Annotated in this window: 25 protein-coding genes; 16 read left to right on the top strand and 9 right to left on the bottom strand. The window is 65.3% G+C overall.

The features are described 5' to 3' along the window. The first annotated feature begins 69 nt into the window (after positions 1–69). The 6 genes from WC729_RS13525 (at position 70) to WC729_RS13500 (ending at position 3,136) form a co-directional block, all read left to right on the top strand. Positions 70–444, top strand: coding sequence for a hypothetical protein (locus WC729_RS13525; protein WP_372853573.1), 375 nt, complete (start codon positions 70–72; stop codon positions 442–444). Beyond that, complete coding sequence (locus WC729_RS13520) at positions 441–893, top strand: hypothetical protein (protein ID WP_372853571.1); 453 nt, start codon at positions 441–443, stop codon at positions 891–893. Before WC729_RS13525 ends, WC729_RS13520 begins: the two co-directional genes overlap by 4 nt. 69 nt (positions 894–962) lie before the next feature. Continuing rightward, entirely contained in the window at positions 963–1,805 is an 843-nt protein-coding gene (locus WC729_RS13515) for a helix-turn-helix domain-containing protein (RefSeq protein ID WP_372853569.1), read from the top strand. A 14-nt stretch (positions 1,806–1,819) separates the two neighbouring features. After that, positions 1,820–1,942 carry a hypothetical protein gene (locus tag WC729_RS13510; RefSeq protein ID WP_372853567.1) on the top strand — a complete coding sequence of 41 codons (123 nt, stop codon included), beginning with the start codon at positions 1,820–1,822 and terminating at the stop codon, positions 1,940–1,942. Next, positions 1,939–2,538 (top strand): hypothetical protein, encoded by a 600-nt coding sequence (locus WC729_RS13505; RefSeq protein WP_372853565.1) that lies wholly within the window; start codon positions 1,939–1,941, stop codon positions 2,536–2,538. The genes WC729_RS13510 and WC729_RS13505 overlap by 4 nt, the downstream gene beginning before the upstream one ends. 157 nt (positions 2,539–2,695) lie before the next feature. Beyond that, on the top strand, positions 2,696–3,136 hold the full coding sequence (locus WC729_RS13500; RefSeq protein ID WP_372853563.1) for a hypothetical protein: 441 nt from the start codon (positions 2,696–2,698) through the stop codon (positions 3,134–3,136). Between the two features lie 57 nt (positions 3,137–3,193). On the opposite strand, the gene WC729_RS13495 is transcribed toward WC729_RS13500, so the two are convergent. Next, the gene (locus WC729_RS13495; RefSeq protein ID WP_372853561.1) at positions 3,194–4,753 is read right to left on the bottom strand and encodes an FAD-dependent monooxygenase; all 1,560 of its coding nucleotides are present in this window, start codon (positions 4,751–4,753) and stop codon (positions 3,194–3,196) included. 304 nt (positions 4,754–5,057) lie between these two features. Here WC729_RS13495 and trmFO point away from each other — a divergent pair, with 304 nt between their 5' ends. Continuing rightward, positions 5,058–6,374 carry a methylenetetrahydrofolate--tRNA-(uracil(54)-C(5))-methyltransferase (FADH(2)-oxidizing) TrmFO gene (trmFO, locus tag WC729_RS13490; protein WP_372853559.1) on the top strand — a complete coding sequence of 439 codons (1,317 nt, stop codon included), beginning with the start codon at positions 5,058–5,060 and terminating at the stop codon, positions 6,372–6,374. A gap of 298 nt (positions 6,375–6,672) precedes the next feature. Here the strand turns inward: trmFO and WC729_RS13485 are convergent, their stop codons facing one another. Beyond that, positions 6,673–7,137: a histidine kinase gene (locus WC729_RS13485; protein ID WP_372853557.1), complete on the bottom strand. Its 465-nt coding sequence runs from the start codon at positions 7,135–7,137 to the stop codon at positions 6,673–6,675. 60 nt (positions 7,138–7,197) lie between these two features. Further along, on the bottom strand, positions 7,198–7,932 hold the full coding sequence (locus WC729_RS13480) for a squalene/phytoene synthase family protein (RefSeq protein WP_372853555.1): 735 nt from the start codon (positions 7,930–7,932) through the stop codon (positions 7,198–7,200). Between the two features lie 78 nt (positions 7,933–8,010). On the opposite strand from WC729_RS13480, the gene WC729_RS13475 reads away from it, so the two are divergent. From WC729_RS13475 to WC729_RS13465, 3 genes are read left to right on the top strand one after another with little or no spacing between them, the layout of a single operon-like run. Next, complete coding sequence (locus WC729_RS13475) at positions 8,011–10,008, top strand: pilus assembly protein TadG-related protein (protein ID WP_372853553.1); 1,998 nt, start codon at positions 8,011–8,013, stop codon at positions 10,006–10,008. After that, positions 10,005–10,631: a TadE/TadG family type IV pilus assembly protein gene (locus tag WC729_RS13470; protein WP_372853551.1), complete on the top strand. Its 627-nt coding sequence runs from the start codon at positions 10,005–10,007 to the stop codon at positions 10,629–10,631. The genes WC729_RS13475 and WC729_RS13470 overlap by 4 nt, the downstream gene beginning before the upstream one ends. Next, entirely contained in the window at positions 10,628–11,275 is a 648-nt protein-coding gene (locus WC729_RS13465) for a TadE/TadG family type IV pilus assembly protein (RefSeq protein ID WP_372853549.1), read from the top strand. Before WC729_RS13470 ends, WC729_RS13465 begins: the two co-directional genes overlap by 4 nt. A 17-nt stretch (positions 11,276–11,292) precedes the next feature. Here WC729_RS13465 and WC729_RS13460 read toward each other — a convergent pair whose 3' ends face one another. Then, complete coding sequence (locus tag WC729_RS13460; protein WP_372853547.1) at positions 11,293–12,696, bottom strand: pyruvate dehydrogenase complex E1 component subunit beta; 1,404 nt, start codon at positions 12,694–12,696, stop codon at positions 11,293–11,295. Beyond that, a complete protein-coding gene (gene pdhA, locus WC729_RS13455) occupies positions 12,696–13,739 on the bottom strand; it encodes a pyruvate dehydrogenase (acetyl-transferring) E1 component subunit alpha (protein ID WP_372853545.1) in 1,044 nt (347 codons plus the stop codon). Before pdhA ends, WC729_RS13460 begins: the two co-directional genes overlap by 1 nt. A gap of 152 nt (positions 13,740–13,891) precedes the next feature. Between pdhA and WC729_RS13450 the strand changes: the two genes are divergently transcribed. From WC729_RS13450 to WC729_RS13435, 4 genes are all read left to right on the top strand, one after another. Then, a complete protein-coding gene (locus tag WC729_RS13450; protein WP_372853543.1) occupies positions 13,892–15,181 on the top strand; it encodes an MFS transporter in 1,290 nt (429 codons plus the stop codon). Continuing rightward, entirely contained in the window at positions 15,178–16,098 is a 921-nt protein-coding gene (gene cysK, locus WC729_RS13445) for a cysteine synthase A (RefSeq protein ID WP_372853541.1), read from the top strand. Before WC729_RS13450 ends, cysK begins: the two co-directional genes overlap by 4 nt. Before the next feature lie 96 nt (positions 16,099–16,194). Next, positions 16,195–16,488 carry a hypothetical protein gene (locus WC729_RS13440; RefSeq protein WP_372853539.1) on the top strand — a complete coding sequence of 98 codons (294 nt, stop codon included), beginning with the start codon at positions 16,195–16,197 and terminating at the stop codon, positions 16,486–16,488. 454 nt (positions 16,489–16,942) lie between these two features. Next, on the top strand, positions 16,943–18,295 hold the full coding sequence (locus WC729_RS13435) for a cell wall hydrolase (protein WP_372853537.1): 1,353 nt from the start codon (positions 16,943–16,945) through the stop codon (positions 18,293–18,295). 163 nt (positions 18,296–18,458) lie between these two features. On the opposite strand, the gene WC729_RS13430 is transcribed toward WC729_RS13435, so the two are convergent. From WC729_RS13430 to hisI, 4 genes are read right to left on the bottom strand one after another with little or no spacing between them, the layout of a single operon-like run. Continuing rightward, the gene (locus tag WC729_RS13430) at positions 18,459–20,261 is read right to left on the bottom strand and encodes an acyl-CoA dehydrogenase C-terminal domain-containing protein (protein ID WP_372853535.1); all 1,803 of its coding nucleotides are present in this window, start codon (positions 20,259–20,261) and stop codon (positions 18,459–18,461) included. Positions 20,262–20,265: 4 nt separating this feature from the next. After that, positions 20,266–20,718, bottom strand: coding sequence for a MerR family DNA-binding transcriptional regulator (locus WC729_RS13425; RefSeq protein WP_372853533.1), 453 nt, complete (start codon positions 20,716–20,718; stop codon positions 20,266–20,268). Positions 20,719–20,755: 37 nt separating this feature from the next. After that, positions 20,756–21,268, bottom strand: coding sequence for a hypothetical protein (locus WC729_RS13420; protein WP_372853531.1), 513 nt, complete (start codon positions 21,266–21,268; stop codon positions 20,756–20,758). Beyond that, the gene (gene hisI / locus WC729_RS13415) at positions 21,265–21,627 is read right to left on the bottom strand and encodes a phosphoribosyl-AMP cyclohydrolase (protein WP_372853529.1); all 363 of its coding nucleotides are present in this window, start codon (positions 21,625–21,627) and stop codon (positions 21,265–21,267) included. Before hisI ends, WC729_RS13420 begins: the two co-directional genes overlap by 4 nt. A 129-nt stretch (positions 21,628–21,756) precedes the next feature. Between hisI and purF the strand changes: the two genes are divergently transcribed. Both purF and WC729_RS13405 read left to right on the top strand, forming a co-directional pair. Further along, positions 21,757–23,214: an amidophosphoribosyltransferase gene (gene purF, locus WC729_RS13410; protein WP_372853527.1), complete on the top strand. Its 1,458-nt coding sequence runs from the start codon at positions 21,757–21,759 to the stop codon at positions 23,212–23,214. A gap of 92 nt (positions 23,215–23,306) precedes the next feature. Further along, positions 23,307–24,017 (top strand): SDR family NAD(P)-dependent oxidoreductase, encoded by a 711-nt coding sequence (locus tag WC729_RS13405; protein WP_372853525.1) that lies wholly within the window; start codon positions 23,307–23,309, stop codon positions 24,015–24,017. The last annotated feature ends 13 nt before the right edge of the window (positions 24,018–24,030 follow it).

The following is a 24,030-nucleotide window of genomic DNA, read 5'->3' as shown; positions in this document are numbered from 1 at the left end:
CACAGACCCTCAAGATAGCCCAAACCACGCCCACCCATTTCTCAAATTACAGGAAGAAAGGAAATTATCATGGTCGAGATCGTCTACATCCTCTATCTCGCGATCACGCTGGGCATCACCATCTGGGTGGCCCGCACCCTGTCGAAGAACGGCGTCGTGTTCCTCATCCAGTGCTTCGGCCAGAACGAAACGCTGGCGCGCTCGACCAACCATCTGCTCGTGGTCGGCTTCTACCTCGTCAATATCGGCTTCATCACCCTGACCCTCAGCCTCGGCCAGGAACCGACCACCATCACTGGCGCAATGCGTTTTCTCAGCGGCAAGGTCGGCCTCGCGGTGATCGTGCTGGGCGCGATGCACTTCTTCAACATGGGCGCGATCGCGCAGTTCGGCCGCAAGGTGAATGGCTGGCTCGACGACGGCCGCCGGGCGGCCGTCGCATGAACCCAGGACAGAAGGAACGGACGATGGCGGGTACGCCGATCAACTGGTCCAGCGCCACACAAGCAAGCTTCGCTGCCGGGCCGCTCTTCCTGTTGGGCACCCTTTTCGGACTCTGGGCCGACAATCCGGCCAACGGGTTCGGGGTCGAGCTGACCGGTTCCATGATCATATGGGTTCCGTTGTTCATGCCGCTCGCCGCCTTGGTCGGCGCGATCCTGGGCCTCGTCCCCAACCTGCTCGGTGCAAAGCTCATGACCTGGCTCGGGGACCGCAACGAGGCGGCGCGGCTGCCGGTGATATGGGCGTTGTCGGGCGCCATCGCCTGTGCCGTGCCCATCATCGCCTTCGGTGCCGGATCGCCCGACACGCACTCCACGCTCATCGCCTTCACGTTCACCGGAGCGTGCTGCGCCCTGATCTGCCGTCGCCGGGTCCAGTGGCAACACTGACCCGGCGAAGAACCCGTGTAGCGCGCCTTGAACCCGGCTATTCATGTGGTCGGAACCGAAGGAGTCGCCATGGCAACACGTGCAACCGCAGAAGATGCCTATCCGCCAATCGGCATGCTGCTGCGCGAATGGCGTGCGGCGCGGCGGATGAGCCAGCTCGATCTCTCGCTGGAGGCGGGCATCTCGACCCGGCATCTGAGCTGCATCGAAACCGGCAAGGCCAAGGCCAGCCGCGAGACGATCTCGCGGCTCGCCGATACGCTCGCCATGCCGCTGCGCGAGCGCAATGTCCTGCTCCGGGCGGCGGGCTATGCGGCAATGCATCCCGAACGCGATCTCGCCGCGCCGGCGCTCGACCGGGTCCGCCAGGCAGTCGAGTTGATCATCGCGCATCAGGAGCCCTACCCCGCTTTCGTGATCAGCCGGCACTGGGACGTGCTGATGACCAATGCCGCGGCAGTCCGCCTCAACACTCTGCTGACCGGCGGACGCCAGAGCCCGCACGCCAATCTGCTCCACCAGCTGTTCGACCCGGCGGATTTCCGCTCGGTCATCGTCAACTGGCCCGAGGTGGCCGGCCGCTTCATCCGTCACCTGCACGACGATCTCGCCGCCAACCCGACCGATCGCCGGACCCGGCAGCTGCTCGACGAGATCTTCCAATATCCCGGCGTGCCGCAGCGCTGGCGGCTGCGCGATCTCGGCGAGGAGCCCGCGCCGATCATCACCTTCACCTTCGCCAGCCCGCGCGGCGAGCTCCGCTTCTTCGAAACCTTCACGACTTTCGCCGCCCCGCACGACGTGACGCTCGACGAGATCCGGATCGACTGCACCTTTCCCGCCGACGAGCACACTGCCCGGGTCTGTGCGGAGCTTGCGCAGGAGGAGAAGGCGACCGCGCCTGGAACTTGAATTTATAACGGGGAATGACCGCCATCGCCCAGCGTCGGACGCTCAATGTCATTCGGCCGATTCCCGAAGCGCTTCTCAATGAGCCGCCCATGTTCAGGTTGCGCGCGAACAAGGTTGGCCGCAAGACCTTCCCATGAATTGGCCGCCCCATTTTGTATTGGATCTCAACGACCAGAATGCGCTGCCGCACGATTGGGCGGTGCAGGTTCATGCCGCGACTCACGCACCCGAGCGCCTGATTGTCCGATCCGGCGCCGACATTGCCCCAGGCGACGAGAAATTCTCGATCCTCGAAGGCACAGACGTCCGTGCGCGGTTCGATTGGCTCTGGCGTCTGTATCTTGGCCCGATCCGGGCCTTCGTCGCTGATCGTTTCGGTCGCCCGGTTTATCCAGCCAATCGAATCAGTTCGGCGATTACCCTGAATATATTGGAGGGCATTGGCGCGGAGACCGATTGGCATACCGACGCGAACGCAGTGACCGGCGTGTTCTATGCCGCAGTGCCTGTGGGCTCCGGGGGCGAACTGGAGTTTCGCCACCCGGGGTGTCCGATTGCGCAAATCCACCCCCGCGCAGGTGCGTTCATCTGCTTCCCTGGCTCGATCGAGCACCGCGTCGTGCCGCTTCGCTCTCCAGAACCAAGACTGGCTTTCGTGATGTTATTTTACGACAGTGCCATAGACCAGCCATTCGCAAGCCTCGACGACCGCCACGAATTGAGCGTCGCATAAGAATTCTGTGCGGAGTTGGCGCAGGAGGAGAAGGCGGCTGGCTGACTTCAGCCTCACGTGCCAGCTCTTCCGAATTTCCGATGAGCCTTGCGTGGATTTACGGTGCAGATCGCCCGCCGCTATCGGCCCCGCGCGAGCGACATGGTAGCCAGCTCGCATGCGCAGCACTTCCTCAATCCTCGCCAGCACTGCCGCCGCGTCGTTGCTGGCCGGTCCGCTGCTCCTGCTGTCCATCATCGTCGGGATCGTGGTCCAGTATCCGGAAGAGCTTCTCGACATCGATGGCCGCCAAATCGGCTTCGTCATGCTGGTGTTGGCCGCATCGGTGCCGATTGGCTTTTTCATCGCCGGCCTCCCCATCTTCTTCGGCGCCGCAGTCATGTCCTGGCTGGGTTGGCGCGCACCGGAATCCCGGTCGCCCATCGTCTGGGGCGCCGCGGGAGCCGCCTTCGCCACACTGTTTTCCATCCCCTTCGTCGCCTGGCTGGTCCATGGATCCCGGGAGAATCCACTCCCGCTGATCCTGGCATTCACGACCCCCGGGATTATCTGTGCCCTGGTATGCCGGCACCTGACGACCTGGCTCGACGAAGAGTAGCTCTGCGGAGCAGCGCAATCACGTTCGCCGAGATCCCGTGCGCGGTGTCGGAAAGCGTCAGGCGGATTCAGGCGCCTCTTCAGCGTCGCCGAACCAGCGTGACGCGGCCCTGGAAACTGCGCCTTCGTCAGCGGCATCCTCACTGGCCCAGGCAACGACACCGTCGGGGCGCACAAGCACCGCGCTCGAGCCAAGCCGATCCTTGGCCTCACCTGCGATATAGGTGATCCGCCCGTTCCAGCGGCGTGCAAGCGCCTGAAGTGGTGCGCGAGACTCGAAGTCCAGGAAAAGACCCTTCCCCTCGGTCAGGAGCGCCCCGATCTTCGTCCCCCCGACCAGTTCGAAATCAGGGACACTGCGGCCGATGAGCATATGGTCGCCGCCAAGATCGTAGCGGAGGGAAACACCCCATACACGCTCGGCGAAATAGGTCGCGCCATCGCGGGTCTCGATGAGGTCACGGATGATGGCTTCGAGCGCGCGCGTGCTCCGGCTGGGACGCATCAGCGCGACCTGCGCGCGCGACCAGTCGAGGATTTGCACCCCCACCGGATGCCGCTCGCTCTGATAGCTGTCGAGCAGATCGGCCGGCGCGTCACCGCGGATCGCGGCAGCGAGCTTCCAGCCCAGGTTCATCGCATCGCCGAGCCCGAGGTTGAGCCCCTGGCCGCCCAGGGGAGAATGCACGTGTGCGGCGTCGCCCGCGAGCAATACGCGCCCCTTGCGGTACGCCGTCGCCTGGAACGCGCGATCTGTCCAGGTGGTGGCTAGGCGGAGGGCCGTCAGGCTGACATCCGTACCGGACACCCGGCGCAAGACCGCTTGCACATGCTCGCGCGTGATCGGCCGGACCCTATGGAAAGCGCCCCCGTCGAACTCGACCATCGCGATCGTCCCGGGCCTCGCATAAGTGTACATGCCTGTCGGCGTATAGTGGCGACCCGGCTTGAGCTTCTTCGGATCAGCCAATTCAACCTCGACCGAATAGCCGGTGAACTCGGGATCGGTGCCGACGAATTCGAAGCCGCCAGTCTTGCGCACCGTGCTGCGGCCGCCATCGCAGCCGACGAGCCAGCGCCCGCGAAAAGTCTCCCCGCCAGCGCGAAGGGCCACCTCCTCGTCCGACTGCTCGAAATCCTCGACGCCGAGGCCATGCCTGATCTCGATCCCCATCGCGCTTGCCCGAGCGGCCAACAGCATTTCGAGATGCTCCATCGTGACCGCCATGCTCGTGCCGGCCGGACTCGGCAGGCGATAGGACCATTTCGAGGCGTCGATGGCGTCGTGATAGAATTGAATGCCGGCAAAATGCCCGGCCGGGCGGCGCGGCTGCTGCATCCAATGCGCGACACGCGCCACGCTGTTGCCCGAGTCATCCTTCGCGTGTTCAGGCACCGCGAGGTCGTCCAGCATGCCGCGACGGTAGAACGCCTCGATCGTGGGTGCCGAAAGGCCGCGCATGCCGAAGGGAAGCCGCTTCAACGGCGCGCGCGGATCCTCCTCCCGCTCCAGCACCAGCACCGAAAGGCCGGCGAGCCGTAACTCACAGGCGAGAAACAAGCCGACGGGGCCGGCGCCGGCAATCACGACATCATGGAGAACCGGGTGGTTGTGCATGACCTACTCCCTTGTCGGTGTTCGACCGGAGCGGTTCGTCGGTTCGAGAACCACACGGACGAACACTGGGCGCGCGGGCAGCGTCCCATGTTCGTCGTGGGGACCTCATGCACCAGGCAGGAGACCAGAGCTTTCGCTTCCGAAAGGACTTGGGCTTACCAAACCAAGTCAGCCTTTTCCGACACCGGCGATATAGCGTCGTGGCGATTGATCCGCAACGGACAGGGCCGCGCCTGACGGCCTGACCCGACGAGAATCGGCCACGGCTGGCCGATCGCCGGACACGCTGCTATCTGCCCGCGCCATGACTCACGACATCCATATCATCGGCGGCGGCCTCGCCGGTTCCGAAGCCGCGTGGCAGCTTGCCGAGGCCGGCTTCAAGGTGAAGCTTTCCGAAATGCGCGGCTCGGGCGAGATGACGCCGGCGCACCACACCGACGGCCTGGCGGAACTGGTCTGCTCGAACAGCTTCCGCTCGGACGACGCGGTCAGCAACGCGGTCGGCCTGCTCCATGCCGAAATGCGCGCGCTCGGCTCGCTGATCATGCGCGAAGGCGATATCCACAAGGTGCCCGCCGGCTCGGCGCTCGCCGTCGACCGCGACGGCTTCTCTGCCGGCGTCACCGCTGCGATCACCGCGCATCCCAATATCACTGTGGTGCGCGAGCGAGTCGACGCCCTGCCCGATGACGGCCTCGCCATCATCGCCACCGGCCCCCTCACCGCCGCCGGCCTCGCCTCGAGCATCGGCGCCGCGACCGGCGCTGACTCGCTCGCTTTCTTCGACGCCATCGCGCCGATCGTCCATTTCGACTCGATCGACATGGAAACCGCCTGGTTCCAATCCCGCTGGAACAAGGGCGAGGGCAAGGATTACATCAACTGCGCGATGGACAAGGAGCAATATGCCGCCTTCCACGCCGGGCTGATCGCGGGCGACAAGACCGACTTCAAGGAATGGGAGAAGGACACGCCCTATTTCGAAGGCTGTATGCCGATCGAAGTGATGGCGGAGCGCGGCTTCGACACCTTGCGCTTCGGCCCGATGAAGCCGGTCGGCCTCGACGATCCGCGCACCGGCCGCTGGCCGCATGCCGTGGTCCAGCTCCGCCAGGACAATGCGCAGGGCACCTTGTGGAACATCGTCGGTTTCCAGACCAAGCTGAAGCATGCCGAACAGGTCAGCCTGTTCCGCACCATCCCGGGGCTGGAGAATGCCGAGTTCGCACGATTGGGCGGGCTGCACCGCAACACCTTCATCCGCTCACCCGAGTTGCTCGACGCAACATTGCGGCTGAAGAACAAGCCCAACATCCGCTTCGCCGGCCAGATCACTGGCTGCGAGGGCTATATCGAAAGCGCCGCGATCGGCCTGCTCGCCGGCCGCTTCGCCGCGGCCGAGCTTGGCGGACGCAGCCTCGCGCCGCCGCCGGTCGAGACGGCGTTCGGAGCACTGCTCCACCACATTACCGGTGCCGCGGTCGCCGAGTCCTATCAGCCGATGAACGTCAATTTCGGCCTGATGCCGCCGATCCCCGGCCGCACGAAAAAGGCCGATCGCAAGAAGATGTACACCGACCGCGCCCGCGCGGCATTCGGGGAATGGCTGGCCGCCTGATCCTGCTCCCTTGATTCAACAACCGACGAGATCGTGGCAGCCCGCGCGACCAGTTTCCCGAGCTCGCGCGCTCGACACGCTCTTTGACATGGTCGATTTTGTTGGACGGTTTTCCGCCGGGAACAGCGGAAAATAATGACCTTTTTTCCGCTGTTACCGCCACGTTTTCCGCTGTTATTCCATAACAGGGAAAAGCCGCCCCAAGTCACTGGAAACGCATCACGATTTCCGGCCCGAACTCCAACATAACAGCGGAAGAAAAAACAAACCGCCGGACCAGCGATAATGTTGGAGGTTTTCAGGTCTCCTCGTCCTCGCGCGGCGCCTGTGCCGGCGGGCAATTGGGCTGACGTTTGACCGTGCGCTTCGGCGCGGTCGTCGCGAACTCGACCGGAGTCATCGCGCCCGATTTGTCCTTGTCGGCCTCCGCGAATTTCGTCGTCGTCTTCACCGCCCATTCGTCGAACGAGAGCTGGCCGTCATGGTTGGCGTCGAGCTTCGCATACGCCTTGCGGCGCTGGGCGAGATATTCCTCCTGCGTCACCTGCGCGTTGCGATCCTTGTCGTAGCGGTCGAACCGCTTCTGCTCGCGGGTGCGCTCGCTTGCCTCGGGCACGCCGGCAGGGAGCGGATCGCCCTGCACGGCCGCCGCGGCCGGCTGCGCCGCCAGCAGCGATGGCGGCCGCGCCTTGCCGGTCGACAGCATAACTCCCGCAGTGACCAGCAACAACGCCGAAGCGCCGCCCGCGACATAACGCCACATCCCCACTCTCCTTCCAGCTCCTGTTGGAAAAGCTATCGCCTTTCCAACAGCCGCGAAAGCCTAGCGGCCGGTCAATCGGTGCAGCAGCAGCCGCGCGACCCGGCCCGGCGCGCCCGCCGGCACGGGCTGGTCGAGCGGCACGGCGAGATTCAAGCGCGCGATATGGGCCAGGGCGCCCAGCGGCCGTGCCGCCCGACTCCAGCGCACGCGCGTGGCGCGCGCGATCGGCGCGGCGGCGCGCGCCAGGACTCGCGCCGCCAACGCCCGGTCGCTCAAGTGGCGGGCAAGGTCGGCGAGTGCCCACCCTTCCCCCGCCGCCGTCAGTGGATCGGTCTGCGTCGCGCCCAGCAACAGGCCCGCCATCTCGAACAGTTTGCCGCCGCGCCGCGCGGCATGCCGGGCGACTGCGTCGTCGTTCAGCTCGGGCTCCAGCAGTTCCTCCCAGCCCTCGATCATCCAGGCCAGCCGGGCGCCGGAGACGCCGTTCGGCACGACATGCAGCGCCAGCGCCTGCAGCACCGGCTCGGCCGGCGGCGGTGCGGTATCGAGCCTGGTCAGCGCCTCGTGCCACCAGGTCAGCCGCATCTGGCCGACCATCGGTTCGCGCGTCGTCCGCAGGACCGATGCGAGGCTATCGTCGAGCGCGAACAGCGCGCTGATGGCGGGCAGCGTCGCCCGCGGCGCATAGGCCAGCGCGAGGCCGCGTTCGGGGTCCCGCCCCCTCTCCTCCCCGCTCACCGGCCCACTCACCAGCAGGCCGTTGGAAAAGCATTTGGTAACCGCCGCGTTAACCATGTCGCTTGAGCCGCGATTATCCCTTCCCCCCGCATACTGCATCGACCGGGAACTGTTTCTATCGGGTGGGGCACGCGAATGCTGGGGAAGAAGCCGAAGATGCTAGCGACGCCGCTTGGCTTTTTGAGCCGGCTCGCACGCGATGTGCGGGGCAATGCGCTGGCGATCATGGCGATCGCGTTGGTCCCCCTGGCAGGGCTGGTTGGCGGCGGTATCGACATCAGCCGGATGTACATCACCAAGACGCGGCTGCAACACGCCTGTGACGCCGGGGCACTCGCCGGGCGCAAGGCGATGGGTGGCGGCGCCTGGTCGCAGAGCAACGGCATGCCCAACACGACGGCCGTCCAGTTCTTCGACGCGAACTTCGCGCCCAACAGCTACGGCACCCGCAACCTCACCAAGGCCTTTGCCGAAAGCGCGGGCAAGGTCACCGGCACCGCCTCGGTCGAACTGCAGATGACCCTGGTCAAGGTCGTGACCAAGGACTGGGCCTATGCGACGCTCAGCGTCACGTGCGACGCCGAGATGCGGCTGCCCAACACTGATATCATGTTCGTGCTCGATAACACCGGGTCGATGGATCAAAAGGCCGTGTCGACCGACCCCGACACGAAGATGGAAAGCCTGAGAACGGCGGTCAAATGCTTCTACGAGATCGTCGCGCGCCTCGACACCGACGCCAATTGTACCACCGGCAATCCAGGCACCAGCGGCACCGGCACCCAGGTCCAGATCCGCTTCGGCTTCGTACCCTATTCAACCAACGTGAACGTCGGGAGACTCCTGCCGAACAGCTATCTGGCTGATAGCTGGAACTATCAGACCCGCGTCGCGAACTGGAATCCGCCGGGGACCACGAGCAATGGGCCCTATTGGCAGGTCTATAGCGGCGGCGCGATCTCGCAGAGCGACTGTCTCAAATACATGAACAATCAGTCGTTCGGCAGCTTCACCCCCACCGCCACCACATCGGGCGGCCCCTCGCCGACGCCTACCGTCGTGGTGACCTTCAACAGCGACGGCACCGCGACCGCCGGCGGAACCGGCGAATGGGGCTGGAGCGGCTCGTCGGACGACAGCGGCACCAACCGCAGCTGCCGGCGCGCGCGCACCGACGCCACCACCACCTATGTCCCGCAATTCGCCAGCTGGGACTATAAGGATGCGCCGATCAACATCAGCGGCCTCAAGGCCGGCGGCAGCAGCTGGAACAACACCTTCACCGCGCCGATCGGCGCCAACGGCACCGACCGCACGATCACCTGGGACGGCTGTATCGAGGAGCGCCGCCCGACCGTGCAGGCCACCGACTATGATCCGATTCCGAGCGGTGCGAAGGATCTCAACATCGATCTCGTTCCGTCGTCCGGGGACGCGACCACCTTGTGGGGGCCCGCGCTTCCCGAGCTCATCTATATGCGCTCGATCACCTCGCAATATAGCCAGGCAAGCCGGACGAACGTGCTCGGCACGACGACCAATTATTATAACGGCGTTTCCTATTATTGCCCGACCCAGGCGAAGAAGCTGCAGTCCTGGCCAGATGCCACGACCTTCGATGGCTATGTCGACAGCCTCGTGCCGACCGGCAACACCTATCACGACATCGGCATGTTGTGGGGCGCCCGGCTGATGTCACCGACCGGCATCTTCGCCTCCGAGAACGCCCTCACCCCGGGCGGCGCCGAGATCGAGCGCCACATGATCTTCATGACCGACGGCGACGCGGTATCGCAGAATTGCGACTACGCAGCCTATGGCGTCGCCTTCTGGGACCAGCGAACGACGACTGACGTCGGCACAGCAAATGATTGCGCCGGCATCAATGGCGGCATGACCTCGCTGAACAACCAGATCAACTACCGGCTCGAAGCGCTCTGCACCGCGGTCAAGAACAAGAACATCACCTTGTGGGTGATCTCGTTCGGCAGCGGCTCGAACACCACCACTGAGAGTCGGCTCGAAACCTGCGCTTCGCCCGGCCGCTATTTCACGGCGCGCAACTCGGCAACCCTGCAGACGACGTTTGCTAGCATCGCGAACCAGATCTCCCAGTTGAGGCTAACCAAATGACCCGGCGTCCTCTGCCCCACCGCCTGCTGCGGCGTGTCGCCGTTGACCGGCGCGGCTCGACGATCGTTGAGTTTGCGATGATCGCGCCCGTCATGGGCCTGTTGCTGCTCGGCGCGTTCGATACGGCCCATTCGCTGTACATGCGGTCAGTGTTGCAGGGCATCGTGCAGAAGGTGGCACGCGATGCATCGCTCGAATCGGGCACGACCACCGCTCAGCAGACGGTGCTGGACAACAAGGTGCGGGCGTCGGTCAAGGCGATCGCCAACAACGCCAACGTCACGATCACGCGGCGCTATTACCGCACCTTCTCCACCGCGTCGGCCGCCCAGGCCGAGGCGTGGACCGACACCAACCACAACGGCACCTGCGACGCGGGAGAGCCCTATCAGGACGCCAACAACAACAGCAGCTGGGATGCCGATGGCGGCAATGGCGGCCAGGGCGGCGCGAAGGACAAGGCCGTCTATACCGTGAGCATGAGCTATCCGCGCTTCTTCCCGCTTTACCGCATCATCGGCGGATCGAACACGACCGTCATCAGCGCCGCGACCGTCCTGGCGAACCAGCCCTATGCGGATCAGGGCAGCTACGGCACACCGACTGTGAGGAATTGCCCATGATCGCGCGCCTGACCAGCGTTGCCACGCGGCTGCGGGATGACAAGAGCGGCCTCGCGCTGCTCGAATTCGCGTTCATCCTGCCGGTGTTCCTGACCATGGCGCTCACCGGTGCCGAGATGACCAATTACATCACCGCCAAGATGCGCATCAGCCAGCTCGCCCTGCACATCGCCGACGATGCGGCGCGCATGGGCAGCGGCAGCCAGCTCTCGGCCAAGACGATTACCGAGACCGACATCAACGACCTGTTCACCGGCGCGCAGATGCAGTCGGGCGAACTCGATCTCAGGACCAACGGCCGGGTCATCCTCTCCGACATCGAGGAGGATTCGGCCAATACCGGCAAATATAAGGTCGGGTGGCGGCGCTGCTACGGCCTGAAGACCAGCTATGCCCGGCAATATCCAAGCACCTCCGGCACGACCAACCTGACCGGCGTCGGCCCGACCGGCCGCCAGGTGACGGCGCAGAGCGGCAACGCGACGATGTTCGTCGAGGTGTTCTACACCTATGTCCCACTGGTCGGCCGCGGCACGCTCGCCCCGACGACGACCTTCACCGAGATCGCCTCGATGGCGGTCCGCGACCGGCGCGACCTGACCCAGATCTACAACACGGCCGGCGCAGCGATCGCAACCTGCTAGGTCGACGACCGGGGCGATCAGCCCCGGTACGTCACCTTCTTCACCGCCGCGATGATCTTGTCGGTATTGATCAGCGCCAGCTTTTCGAGATTGGCGGCATAGGGCAGCGGCACGTCCTCGTTGGTCACGCGCAGCACCGGCGCGTCGAGGTCGTCGAACCCTTCCTCCATCGCGATCGCGACGATTTCGGAGCTGATCGAGCAGGTCGCCCAGCCCTCTTCGACCACCACCATGCGGTTGGTCTTCTTGAGACTCTTGAGCACTGCCTGCTTGTCCAGCGGACGCAAGGTGCGCAGATCGATCACCTCGGCCTCGATGCCCTCGCCCGCCAAGGTCTCGGCGGCTTCGAGCGCCAGGCCGACACCGATCGAATAGCTGACGATCGTCACGTCCTTGCCCTCGCGCATGATCCGCGCCTTTCCGATCGGCAGGACGTAATCGTCGAGCGCCGGCACCTCGAAGGTGCGGCCATAGAGCAGCTCGTTCTCGAGGAACACGACCGGATCCTCGCTGCGGATCGCTGCCTTGAGCAGGCCCTTGGCATCGGCCGCGTCATAAGGCGCGATCACGATCAGGCCCGGCACGCTGGCATACCAGGGGCCGTAATTCTGCGAATGCTGCGCCCCCACGCGCGACGCAGCGCCGTTCGGCCCGCGGAACACGATCGGGCAGCGCATCTGGCCGCCGGACATATAGTTGGTCTTGGCCGCCGAGTTCACGATGTGGTCGATCGCCTGCATCGCGAAGTTGAAGGTCATGAACTCGACGATCGGGCGAAGCCCGCCCATCGCCGCGCCCGTACCCACACCGGCAAAGCCATATTCCGTAATCGGCGTGTCGATCACGCGCTTGTCGCCGAACTCGTCGAGCAGGCCCTGGGTCACCTTGTAGGCGCCCTGATATTGCGCGACTTCCTCGCCCATCACGAAGACGCGGTCGTCCTTGCGCATCTCCTCGGCCATCGCATCGCGCAGCGCCTCGCGCAGCGTCAGCTTGACCATCTCGGTGCCGGCCGGGATCGCCGGGTCGGTCGGGCCGTCATTCTTCGCCGCTTCGTACATCTGGCGCGCACCGGTCTCGACCTGCTTCGGCTCAGGCGTCGCCTCGGCCTTCTGCTCCGCCGGCGCCTCGGGCGCCTTCTCGGCGGCCGGAGCGGGCGCGGCGGTCGACGCCTCCTCGCCCTCGGCATTGAGCGTCGCGATGACGGTGCCGACCTTCACATTGTCGGTACCCTCGGCGACCAGGATCTTCCCGATCGTGCCTTCGTCGACTGCCTCGAACTCCATCGTCGCCTTGTCGGTCTCGATCTCGGCCATGATGTCGCCGGACTTGACCGTGTCGCCTTCCTTGACGAGCCACTTGGCGAGCGTGCCTTCCTCCATCGTGGGGGAAAGCGCCGGCATCTTGATCTCGATCGCCATCAGTATTTCTCCACCAGCACGTCGGTGTAGAGCTCGGACGGCTCCGGTTCAGGCGTCTGTTCGGCGAAATCGGCGGCTTCGTTCACGACCTTACGGATCTCCTGATCGACCTTCTTGAACTCGTCTTCCTTCGCGCCCAGCTCCTCGAGCAGCTTCTTCACATGCTCGATCGGGTCGGACTTGTCGCGAACGGCCTGGACCTCCTCGCGGCTGCGGTACTTTGCCGGGTCGGACATCGAGTGGCCGCGATACCGGTACGTCTTCATCTCGAGGATGATCGGCCCCTTGCCCGCGCGGACCCAGGCCAGCGCCTCTTCGGCCGCGCCGCGACACGCCAGCACGTCCATGCCGTCGACCTGGATGCCGGGGATGCGGAAGCTCTCGCCGCGGCGATAGAGCTGGTCCTCGGACGACGAGCGGTTGACGCTCGTGCCCATGGCGTACTGGTTGTTCTCGATGACGTAGATGACCGGCAGCTTCCACAGCTCGGCCATGTTGAAGCTTTCGTACACCTGGCCCTGATTCGAGGCGCCGTCGCCGAAATAGGCGAGGCACACGCCGCCATCGCCCTTGTATTTATGGCTGAAGCCAAGCCCGGTGCCGAGCGAGACCTGCGCGCCGACGATGCCGTGGCCGCCATAGAATTTATGCTCGACGCTGAACATGTGCATCGAGCCGCCCTTGCCCTTCGAGATGCCGGCCTGGCGTCCCGTCAGCTCGGCCATCACGTCCTGCGGCGGGATCCCGCACAACAGCATGTGACCATGGTCGCGATAGCCGGTGATCACGCTGTCCTTCTCGGTCAGCGCCGATTGCAGGCCGACCGCGACGGCTTCCTGGCCGATATAGAGGTGACAAAAACCGCCGATCAGGCCGAGGCCGTAAAGCTGACCCGCCTTCTCTTCGAAGCGGCGGATGAGCAGCATCTGCTTGTAGAAGTCGAGCAACTCTTCCTTGGACGCCTTGTAGGGCTTGGGTTCGTCGGGACGCTCGCGATTGGGCGTCAGGGGCTCGGCTTTACGAGCAGCAGGGGCTTTGGCCACGTGAGGGAAACCTCGTTTCCGTAGGGGAGGACGGCGAGCCTATAGGCCCGTTTCGTCCCGGACATCAATCGCCCCGGAACATGAGAAGTTTCACGCCCCCAAGCAATCGGCGATTGCCCCGCGAAGGATCGGGGGCCTAAAGCCGCCCTTACATGGATTCGCCTCCCCACCCGTTCCGCATCGCCAATTTCAGGGCCTATTGGGCCGCCCGCTTCTGCATGACGCTGGCGCAGAACGGCATGATCATCGTGATCGGCTGGCAGACCTACACCATCGCGCGCGAGACGATGATGATGTCGCCCGCCGCCGCCGCGGCGCAGCTCGGCCTGATCGGCCTGTTGCAGTTCGTGCCGCTGTTCCTGACGACCCCCGTCACCGGATGGGTGGCCGACCGATTCGATCGACGGTGGATCACCCGCGTCACGGTATCGCTCCAGATCCTCTGCGCCTTCATCCTGGCGATGGCGACCTATGAGGGCTGGATGTCGCTGCCGGTATTGTTCTCGGTCGCCGTGCTGCTGGGCCTCGGCCGCGCCTTTGCCGGCCCCGCTTTCTCCGCCCTGGCGCCGAATCTCGTCCCGCGCGAAGTGCTGCCGACCGCGATCGCGCTCAGCTCGATCTCCTGGCAGGTCGGCACGATCATCGGCCCCGCGATCGGCGGATTCGCTTATTCCTTTGCGCCCTCGGCCGCCTATTTCCTTGCGACCGCGCTGTTCAGCGGGGCGCTGATCTGCCTGATGATGATCGGCCCGGTCGCACGCACCATCGCGGTCAGCACCGCGCATCCGCTCAAGCAGATCGCCGATGGGCTCGCTTATGTCTGGCAGAACAAGATGATCCTGGGGACGATCACCCTCGATCTGTTCGCCGTGTTCCTCGCGGGCACCAGCGCGCTGTTGCCGATCTATGCGTACGACATCCTGAAGGTCGGGCCGCAAGGGCTCAGCGCGCTCGCCGCCGCACCCGCCGTCGGCGCGTCGTTGACCGCGCTGTTCTTCTCCTTCCGGCCCTTGAAGACCAATGTCGGGCCGAAGATGCTCGGTGCCGTGCTGGTCTATGGCTCGGCAACGGTGCTGTTCGGCCTGTCGACCTCGATGCTGTTCAGCCTGATCGCGCTCTCCATCGCCGGCGCCGCCGACATGTTCTCGGTCTATATCCGTCAGTCGCTGATCCAGCTCCACACGCCGGACGACAAGCGCGGCCGGGTCGGCGCCGTCTCGCAGCTGACCATTTCCGCCTCCAACGAGCTGGGCGAAGCCGAATCGGGCTTTCTCGCCTCCGCGCTGGGCCCGATCGGCGCCGTGCTGGTCGGTGGCGGCGGCGCGATCGTCGTCACCATATTATGGACCTGGCTCTTCCCGAGCATCCGCAACGCCCGTACATTCGATCCACCCACGACGCCACAAGACGCCGCAGATATTGAGATGGAGGCCGCACGATGAAAGCCAACACGATCCTCGAGACGATCGGCAACACCCCGCACATCCGCGTGCAGAAGCTGTTCCCCGGCGCCGAGGTATGGATCAAGTCCGAACGCTCCAATCCCGGCGGGTCGATCAAGGATCGCATCGCGCTCAGCATGATCGAGGCGGCCGAGAAGTCGGGCGATCTCAAGCCCGGCGGCACGATCATCGAGCCGACCAGCGGCAACACCGGCGTCGGCCTGGCGATGGTCGCCGCGGTGAAAGGCTACAAGCTCGTGCTGGTCATGCCCGAGAGCATGTCGCTCGAACGCCGCCGCCTGATGCTCGCATACGGCGCGACCTTCGATCTCACGCCGCGTGAAAAGGGCATGAAGGGCGCGATCGAGCGCGCGCTCGAGCTCGTGTCGCAGACGCCGAACAGCTGGATGCCGCAGCAGTTCGAGAACCCGGCCAATATCGATGTCCATGTGCGCACCACCGCGCAGGAGATCCTGAACGACTTCCGCGATTCGCCGATCGACGTGATCATCACCGGCGTCGGCACCGGCGGCCACATCACTGGCGTCGCCGAGACGCTGAAGAAGGAATGGCCGCACCTGAAGGTCTATGCGGTCGAGCCCCAGGCCTCGCCGGTCATCTCGGGCGGCCAGCCCGGACCGCATCCGATCCAGGGCATCGGCGCCGGCTTCATCCCGGCCAACCTCCATACCCAGGCGATCGACGGCGCGATCGAGGTCGATGCGGCCGTCGCAAAAGAGATGGCCCGCCGCGCTGCGCGGGAAGAAGGCATGCTGGTCGGCATCAGCTCGGGCGCGACCCTGGCCGCGATCCAGCAGAAGCTGCCCGACCTGCCCGACGGCGTCCGGGTGCTCGGATTCAACTATGATACCGGGGAGCGCTACCTCTCCGTGCCGGACTTCCTGCCGGAAAGTTAATCTCGCGCAAAGCATCCACTTCGGCTATATCTCGATGGTCGACGCGGGGGCGTTGCGAGGGGTGGGAAAATGCGCAGGGCGATGATTTGCGTCAGCGTGATGCTGGCGCTGTTTCTGGTTTGGCCGATGATTTTCGGGCAGCATGGCGAGGGCGCGGCAGCGGCGGCCACTGCTACGCGGGAGGCGCCGAAGCCCATTCCCGCCGTCGCCGTGGCGGCGGTGATCCCCATTCCGGCCAAGGTCAGCCTGCCCGCCGCCATTGCCCCGAAGAGCTGCTACAAGCGCTATCAGGCGGCGTTCCAGAAATGCGCCAGGGGTGATCAGGCCTGCAGCATCAATGCCGCCGATCAATGGGATCTGTGCGAAGCCACGGGATTCTGGCCGGAATAATGGGCCGCGGCCGCGACGGCAGCGACCCCCATGCAGCGGGGCCTTTTCCAGGGCGAATGACGACGCCAACGCCGTAGCCGGCGTGACGCGGCCAACGCCCGGAGCGTCTTCAGCAGACTTACCTCAATGACCGTTCGCGGCCCCGATGGGACCGAGCGACGTGCAGCGGGTCCTCAAGACGACCGAAGCGTTCGGCCTGCTTCTGAGGGCAGTTCTGGTCGGGCAGGCGACTCAGCACGACAGGCACCGTCGCCGCGCGACTCGGACGTCACCAGCTGTTCTGCGAGCCAGGCCGTTTCTCCGGCCCGATGCGCCGCTGTCCCTCTACGAGACTCCTGCGAACCATTTCGCATCCGAAGCGTTCTGGGGTAAAGGCCCCCTCCTCATCGCCGCCAGGAGCCGCTCTTGACCTCCCTTCCGCGTCGCTCCCTTCATCGCTGAAACCTCCTCGCTTATGTCCCAGCCCTCCGCCCCGCCGGGCAATCCCGGTTTCGGCCTGAACCTCCTGCTGTTGCTGGTCGCGATCTCGGCGATCGCAGCGCCGGCGCTCGTCGTCCGCAACGCGCCGCCGGTCGTGCCCCACCATCCGGTCAAGCGCCTGCCGCAGCGAGTCGTGCCCAAGGCCGAATTGCCGCCGGTCGAGCCCGTCGCGTTCCAGAATCTCGATCCCGACGATGCCCGCGCCTACAACGCGTCCGTCCCCTTCTCGACCGGCCCCAATCCGGCGGCGCGCGCCTTCAAGTTCGTCGGCACCGACGAGCAACGCGCCCGGGCGATCGACTGCCTGGCCGCCGGCGTGCTCTACGAAGCGGGCGACGATACGCTGGGCCAGCGCTCCGTGGCGCAGGTCGTGATCAACCGCGCGCGCCATCCCGCCTTTCCCAAGACGATCTGCGGCGTGGTGTTCCAGGGATCCGAACGCGTGACCGGGTGCCAGTTCACCTTCACGTGCGACGGTGCGCTGGTCCGCCATCGCTGGTCCGATGCCGCCTGGGTGCGCGCGCGCGAAACCGCCACGCTCGCGCTCGATGGTGCCGTCTACAAGCCGGTCGGCTATGCGACTCATTACCATACCGACTGGGTCGTGCCCTATTGGCAGTCGAGCCTCGACAAGATCGCCGCGGTTCGCACGCATCTGTTCTTCCGCTGGACCGGCTGGTGGGGCACGCCGCCTGCGTTCAACCGCCATGTCTCGTCGGACGAGCCGGTCATCGCCCAGCTTGGGCTTTATTCGGATGCCCACAAGACCGGTGCCGCGCTGGTAGATGCCTCAGCGACCGTTGCCGAAGCGGCAGCGGCGGGCGCGGTCTTGCCACCCGCCCTGACGACGGATGCCAACAGCTTCCTGCTGACGCTCGATCCGCGCATGCCGCCCGACGCCTATGCGCTGCTCGCTACGCGCACTTGCGGCGAGCGGCCCTATTGCAAGGTCATGGGCTGGACGAGCAAGGCCAAGACCCCGGGCGCCCTGCCGCTGCAGCCGACCCAGATCGCGGCGATGTCGTTCAGCTATCTGCGCGACAAGTCCCGCAACTACGACAAGGCGCTGTGGAACTGCACCGAGTTCAAGCGGGCCGAGTTCAGCCAGTGCATGAAGCTCCAGGTACTGGTCCCGGTCGCGCGGCAAGTGGACAATTTCAAGCTGGAGAGCCTGAGCGGGACAACCAGAGTCTCACCGCCGCCCGTGACCGCGACGATCAGGCCGATACCGGAGCTGTCGGGCGTGCGGCGGAAGGCGGAGACGCCCCCGCCCACCAAGCCTGTCACGGCACCGCCAGCGCCGGCGACGCAGCCTCCGCTCCGTTAGGAGGCGAACCAGTCCCCTTTAACGTCACCCCGGACTTGTTCCGGGGTCCATCGTGCCGCGTACAAAACCGCGTCGACTCCTGCGGAACAGTGGATGCCGGAACAAGTCCGGCATGACGGAATTGATTGGCGCTCGCGCCCGACCTAGTCGAACGCCCAGACGCTCAGGCCGCCACGAACATCTCCGGCGGCAGGGTCATCAGCGCTTCCGCCCCGCCCTCGATCTTGCGACGCAGCGCACCCGCATCGGGCATGATCCGCTCGGCGAAATAGCGTGCGGTCACCAGCTTTGCGTCGAGGAACGCGGCATCGCCTTCTCCCGCCGCCTTCAGCTTCGCGGCGGCCGAGGCCATGCGCAGCCACATCAAGCCGACCGCGACGATGCCCATCAGGTGCAGATAGGGCTGCGCGCCCGCGCCGACATTGTCGGGGTTCTGCATGCCGTTCTGGAGGAACCAGACCGTCGCCTGCTGCAGCTCGCCATTGGCCTTTTCGAGACGCGTCGCGAAATCGGCAGTGGCGGGATCGGCCTTGCCGGCCGCGACATCCTCGCCGACGACCCGGAAGAACGCCTGCACCGCGCGGCCGCCATTCATGGCGAGCTTGCGGCCGACCAGGTCCATCGCCTGGATGCCGTTGGTGCCTTCATAGATCATCGAGATGCGGGCATCGCGGACATATTGCTCCATGCCCCATTCGGCGATGTAGCCATGGCCGCCATAGACCTGCTGCGCGTTGGTCGCGATCTCGTAGCCCTTGTCGGTGCCATAGCCTTTGATGACCGGGGTCAGCAGGCCGATCAGGTCCTCGGCAAGCTGGCGCTCCTCCTCATTCCCCGCGGCATGCTCGAGATCGACCTGGAGCGCACCCCAGAGGCACAAGGCCCGCAGACCCTCGGTCAGCGCCTTGGCATCCATCAGCATCCGGCGGATATCCGGGTGAACGAACAGCGTATCGGCCTTTTCTTGCGGATCCTTGGCGCCGGTCAGCGAGCGACCCTGGCGCCGGTCATGCGCATACTGGACGGCGTTCTGGTACGCCGTCTCGGCAACACCCAGCCCCTGAAGGCCCACGCCGAGGCGCGCCGCGTTCATCATGATGAACATCGCGGCAAGGCCCTTCATCTCCTCGCCGACCAGCCAGCCGGTGGCGCCGTCATAGTTCATCACGCAGGTCGAATTGGCGTGAATACCCATCTTGTGTTCGATCGAGCCGCACGACACCGCATTGCGCGCGCCAAGCGACCCATCGTCATTGACGAGGAACTTCGGCACCACGAACAGCGAAATGCCCTTCGAACTTTCCGGCGCGCCCGGCGTCTTGGCCAGGACGAGATGGATGATGTTCTCGGTCAGATCATGCTCGCCCGACGAGATGAAAATCTTCGTGCCGGTGATCGAATAGGACCCGCCGGGCTGCGGCTCGGCGCGGGTGCGGATCAGGCCGAGATCGGTGCCGCATTGCGGCTCGGTCAGGTTCATCGTCCCGCCCCATTTGCCCGAGACCATATGGGGGACGTATTTCGCCTTCTGCTCGTCGGTGCCCTTGACCAGCAGCGCGGCGATCGCACCATGCGTGAGGCCCGGATACATGGCGAACGCCATGTTCGAGGAGATCATATATTCCTGGAACGCCGTCGAGACGACGTGCGGCATCTCTTGCCCGCCAAACTCGGCCGGCGCGGACAAGGTACCCCAGCCCGATTCGACGAACTTGTCATAGGCTTCCTTGAAACCCTTGGGCGTCGTCACCGAACCGTCCTCATGGCGCGTGCAGCCCTCGAGGTCGCCCGACTGGTTGAGCGGGAACAGCACCTCCGCCACGAACCGGCCGCCTTCGTCGAGCACTGCATCGACCACATCGGGGGTCGCGTTGGCGAAGCCGGGCAGGTTCGCATAGCGATCGAGACCGACCACATGCTCCAGGATGAAGCGCGTGTCGCGCACGGGCGGGGTATATTGCGGCATGATATCAGTCCTTCAGGCGGCCTTGCGCGCCATGGGTTTCGAGCAGGGTGATGAAATCGTTCAGTTCGTCGATCGCCGCGTCGATATCCTGCTTTTGTGACGTCAGCAGCGACACGCGCTGGCGGCAGCGATCGATCGTCACCGCGCGCTGCACCTGCCGGCCGTCGCCGATATCGTAGAGGTCGATCATCTCGCGAATCTCGGCGAGGCTGAAACCCACGCGCTTGCCGCGCAGGATCCAGGCGAGCCGCGCACGGTCACGCTGCGAATAGATGCGGGCGGTGCCGCGCCGCTCGGGCGCGATCAAGCCTTCATCCTCGTAGAATCGGAGCGCTCGGGCGGTCACGCCGAACTCGGCGGACAGGTCGGAGATCGAGAAGTGATCGCGATCGGGATGACGCTCGATCGCGGCATAGGCGGCGACGGAGGCGGCAATGGGGGCAGCGGCTGTCGACATGCTGGCAAATTAGGTGCCGTTTACGTGAACGTCAAGCTCATCCGCCGCTGCTGCAGAGCAGTTTGCCCTTCCCGTCGCGCAAGGTCGAGGCCTCGGAAACCGACTCGCTCAGCCGGGTCACGTCGAGCGCCGCCATCGACGCCCGCTGAACGCAAAGTTTCTGGCAGGCATTGGGCAAAGTGCCGGGAAACACGATCCGGTCTCCCTCGAAGCGCGCCTCGAAGCTGCATCCTTCCACCCCGTCGAATTCGAGCTGGAGCTTCTCGCCCACCCGCGTGATCGTACCGGAGCCGCCGCAACTCACCTTGTCGCCATAGTCGACGAACACGCCGACGCGGTACGCTGTGGTGCTGGGCACGATGCAGACCCGGTCGGTATCACGCGCATAGAGCCCCGTGATGTCGGTGCTGTTCGGATCGGGAATCACCCCCGCCTCGATCGCCGCGGCCTCGAGGCCGCTCGCGGCGGTCGCATTGCTCGCCGGCTTGGGCTCGTCGCCCCCGCAACCGGCGAGGACCAACAGCAGGGCGAACGGCAGCCCGCGTTTCATTCGATCGGCGCGAGTCGGTCGCCGTCGATCCGGCGATAGAAGCAGCTGCGCTCGCCAGTGTGGCAGGCCGGGCCGGCGGCATCGACGATCAGCCACACCGCATCCTGGTCGCAGTCGATCCGGATGTCCGCGACTCGCAGCACATGGCCCGACGACTCGCCCTTCTTCCAGAGCCGCCCGCGGCTGCGCGACCAGAAATGCGCCTCTTTCGTCTCCACCGTGGCGGCCAGCGCCTCGGCGTTCATATGGGCGAGCATCAGCACCTCGCCCGTGGTGCGATCGGTTGCAACGGCGGTGATCAGGCCGGCCGCATCGTATTTCGGGTCGAGCACAAGGCCGGTATCGCGGGAATCAGGCATGCACGACGCTTAGCGCGACCCACGCAAAACCGCCAATGCGACGGTTGGCGATTAATCCATGTGACAAAAGCGCGACAAAGCCGAAAGGCGCCCCTATATGGCGGGCGACGCTACCCCCCGAAGGGCGCCATGCTTACAACGAATCCATTTGATGACGACAAGCTGCGCGAAGAGTGCGGCATTTTTGGCGTATCCGGCAGCGAGGGCGCAGCCGCCCTCGTGGCGCTCGGACTCCACGCGCTGCAGCACCGCGGCCAGGAGGCGGCTGGTATCACCAGCTTCGACGGCGCCGAATTCCACACCCACCGCGCGATGGGCCATGTCGCCGGCAATTTCGACCGCGACGACGTCATCGGCGCGCTGCGCGGCACGGTCGCGTGCGGCCATGTCCGCTATTCGACGACCGGCGAGACGGCCCTGCGCAACGTTCAGCCGCTTTACGCCGATCTCGCGTCGGGCGGCTTCGCGATTGCGCATAACGGTAATATTTCCAACGCGATGCGCCTGCGCCGCGATCTCGTCCAGCGCGGTTCGATTTTCCAGTCGACCTCGGATACCGAGACGATCATCCATCTCGTCGCGACCTCCAGCTACCGCACCTTCGTCGACAAGTTCATCGATGCGCTGAAGCGAGTCGAGGGCGCCTATTCGTTGATCGTGATGACCCCGGAGGGCATGATCGCCTGCCGCGATCCGCTCGGCATCCGGCCGCTGGTGATGGGCACGCTCGACGGCGCGGTGATCTTCGCTTCGGAGACCGTGGCGCTCGACGTGGTCGGCGCCGAATATGTCCGTTCGATCGAGCCGGGCGAACTGGTCATCGTGCGCGGTACCGAGATCAGCTCGCACCGTCCTTTCGCACCGGTCTCGCCGCGGCCCTGCATCTTCGAATATGTCTATTTCTCGCGCCCCGATTCGATTTCGGACGATCGCAGCGTCTATACCGTGCGCAAGGCGATCGGCGCGCAGCTCGCGATCGAGAGCCCGGTCGATGCCGACCTGATCATCCCGGTGCCCGATTCGGGCACGCCCGCGGCGCTCGGCTATGCCCAGCAGTCCGGCATCCCGTTCGAGCTCGGCATCATCCGCTCGCATTATGTCGGCCGCACCTTCATCCAGCCGGGCGACAAGGTCCGCCATCTCGGCGTGAAGCTGAAACACAATGCCAACCGCGCGCTGATCAAGGGCCAGCGCATCGTGCTGATCGACGATTCGATCGTGCGCGGCACCACCAGCCTCAAGATCGTGCAGATGATGCGCGAAGCCGGCGCGGCGGAAGTGCATATGCGCATTGCCAGCCCCCCGACCCGGCACAGCTGCTTCTACGGCGTCGACACGCCGGAGCGGGCCAAACTGCTCGCGGCGACCAAGAACATCGAAGAGATGAACACCTATATCCAGGCGGACAGCCTGGCGTTCGTCTCGATCGACGGCCTGTACAAGGCCCTTGGTGAGCCCTGCCGCGCCGATATCCGCCCGAGCCACTGCGACGCCTGCTTCACCGGGGATTACCCGACGACCTTGACCGACCAGGACGAAGTCGCCTCGGTCGACCAGTTCGCCCTCCTCGCGGAGCGCGTGATCTAGCAAAACCCGTCATGCCGGACTTGTTCCGGCATCCACCGTGGTGCAAGCGCCGCCGCGTCCGTTGTGCGGACCGGTGACGAAGAGAGACGAGCATGACCGACAAGCCCCTCGCCAACCAGATCGCCCTCGTCACCGGCGCCAGCCGCGGCATCGGCGCGGCGACCGCCAAAGCCCTGGCGGCAGCCGGCGCGCACGTCGTCATCACCGCGCGCACCGCCAAGGATCTCGAACAGGTCGAGACCGAGATCTTCGACGCCGGCGGCAGCGCGACCATCGCGCCGCTCGACCTGACCGAGACCGACAGCATCGCCCGTCTCGGTGCCGCGATCGGCGAGCGCTGGCCGCAGCTCGACATCATGGTGATGAACGCCGCGACCCTGGGCAGCCTCGCCGCCGTGCCGGCGATCGACCACAAGGAACTCGCAACCGTCCTGACCCTCAACGTCAGCGCCCAGGCCGCGCTGATCACGGCGTTCGACCCGATGCTGCGCAAATCGAAGCGCGCCCGGGTGATCGGCATCACCTCGAGCGTCAGCCGCACGCCGCGCGCCTATTGGGGCCTCTACGGCGCCTCCAAGGCAGCGTTCGAGACCCTGGTCGGCGCCTATGGCGACGAGATGGAGCATATCAGCAGCATCCGTACCGCCATCGTCGATCCCGGTGCGACGCGGACGAAGATGCGCGAGCGGGCTTATCCGGGTGAGGATCCTGCCTCGGTGAAGGCGCCGGAAGTCGTGGCCGATCGCCTCGTCGCGCTGATCGCCGGCGATTTCGAGAACGGCCATTTCGAGCGGATCGACTGACCTTCTCCCCTCC

This window comes from Sphingomonas sp. (genome assembly GCF_041661825.1).
GTDB lineage: Bacteria > Pseudomonadota > Alphaproteobacteria > Sphingomonadales > Sphingomonadaceae > Sphingomonas.
This window is presented reverse-complemented; position numbering and strand designations above follow the sequence as displayed.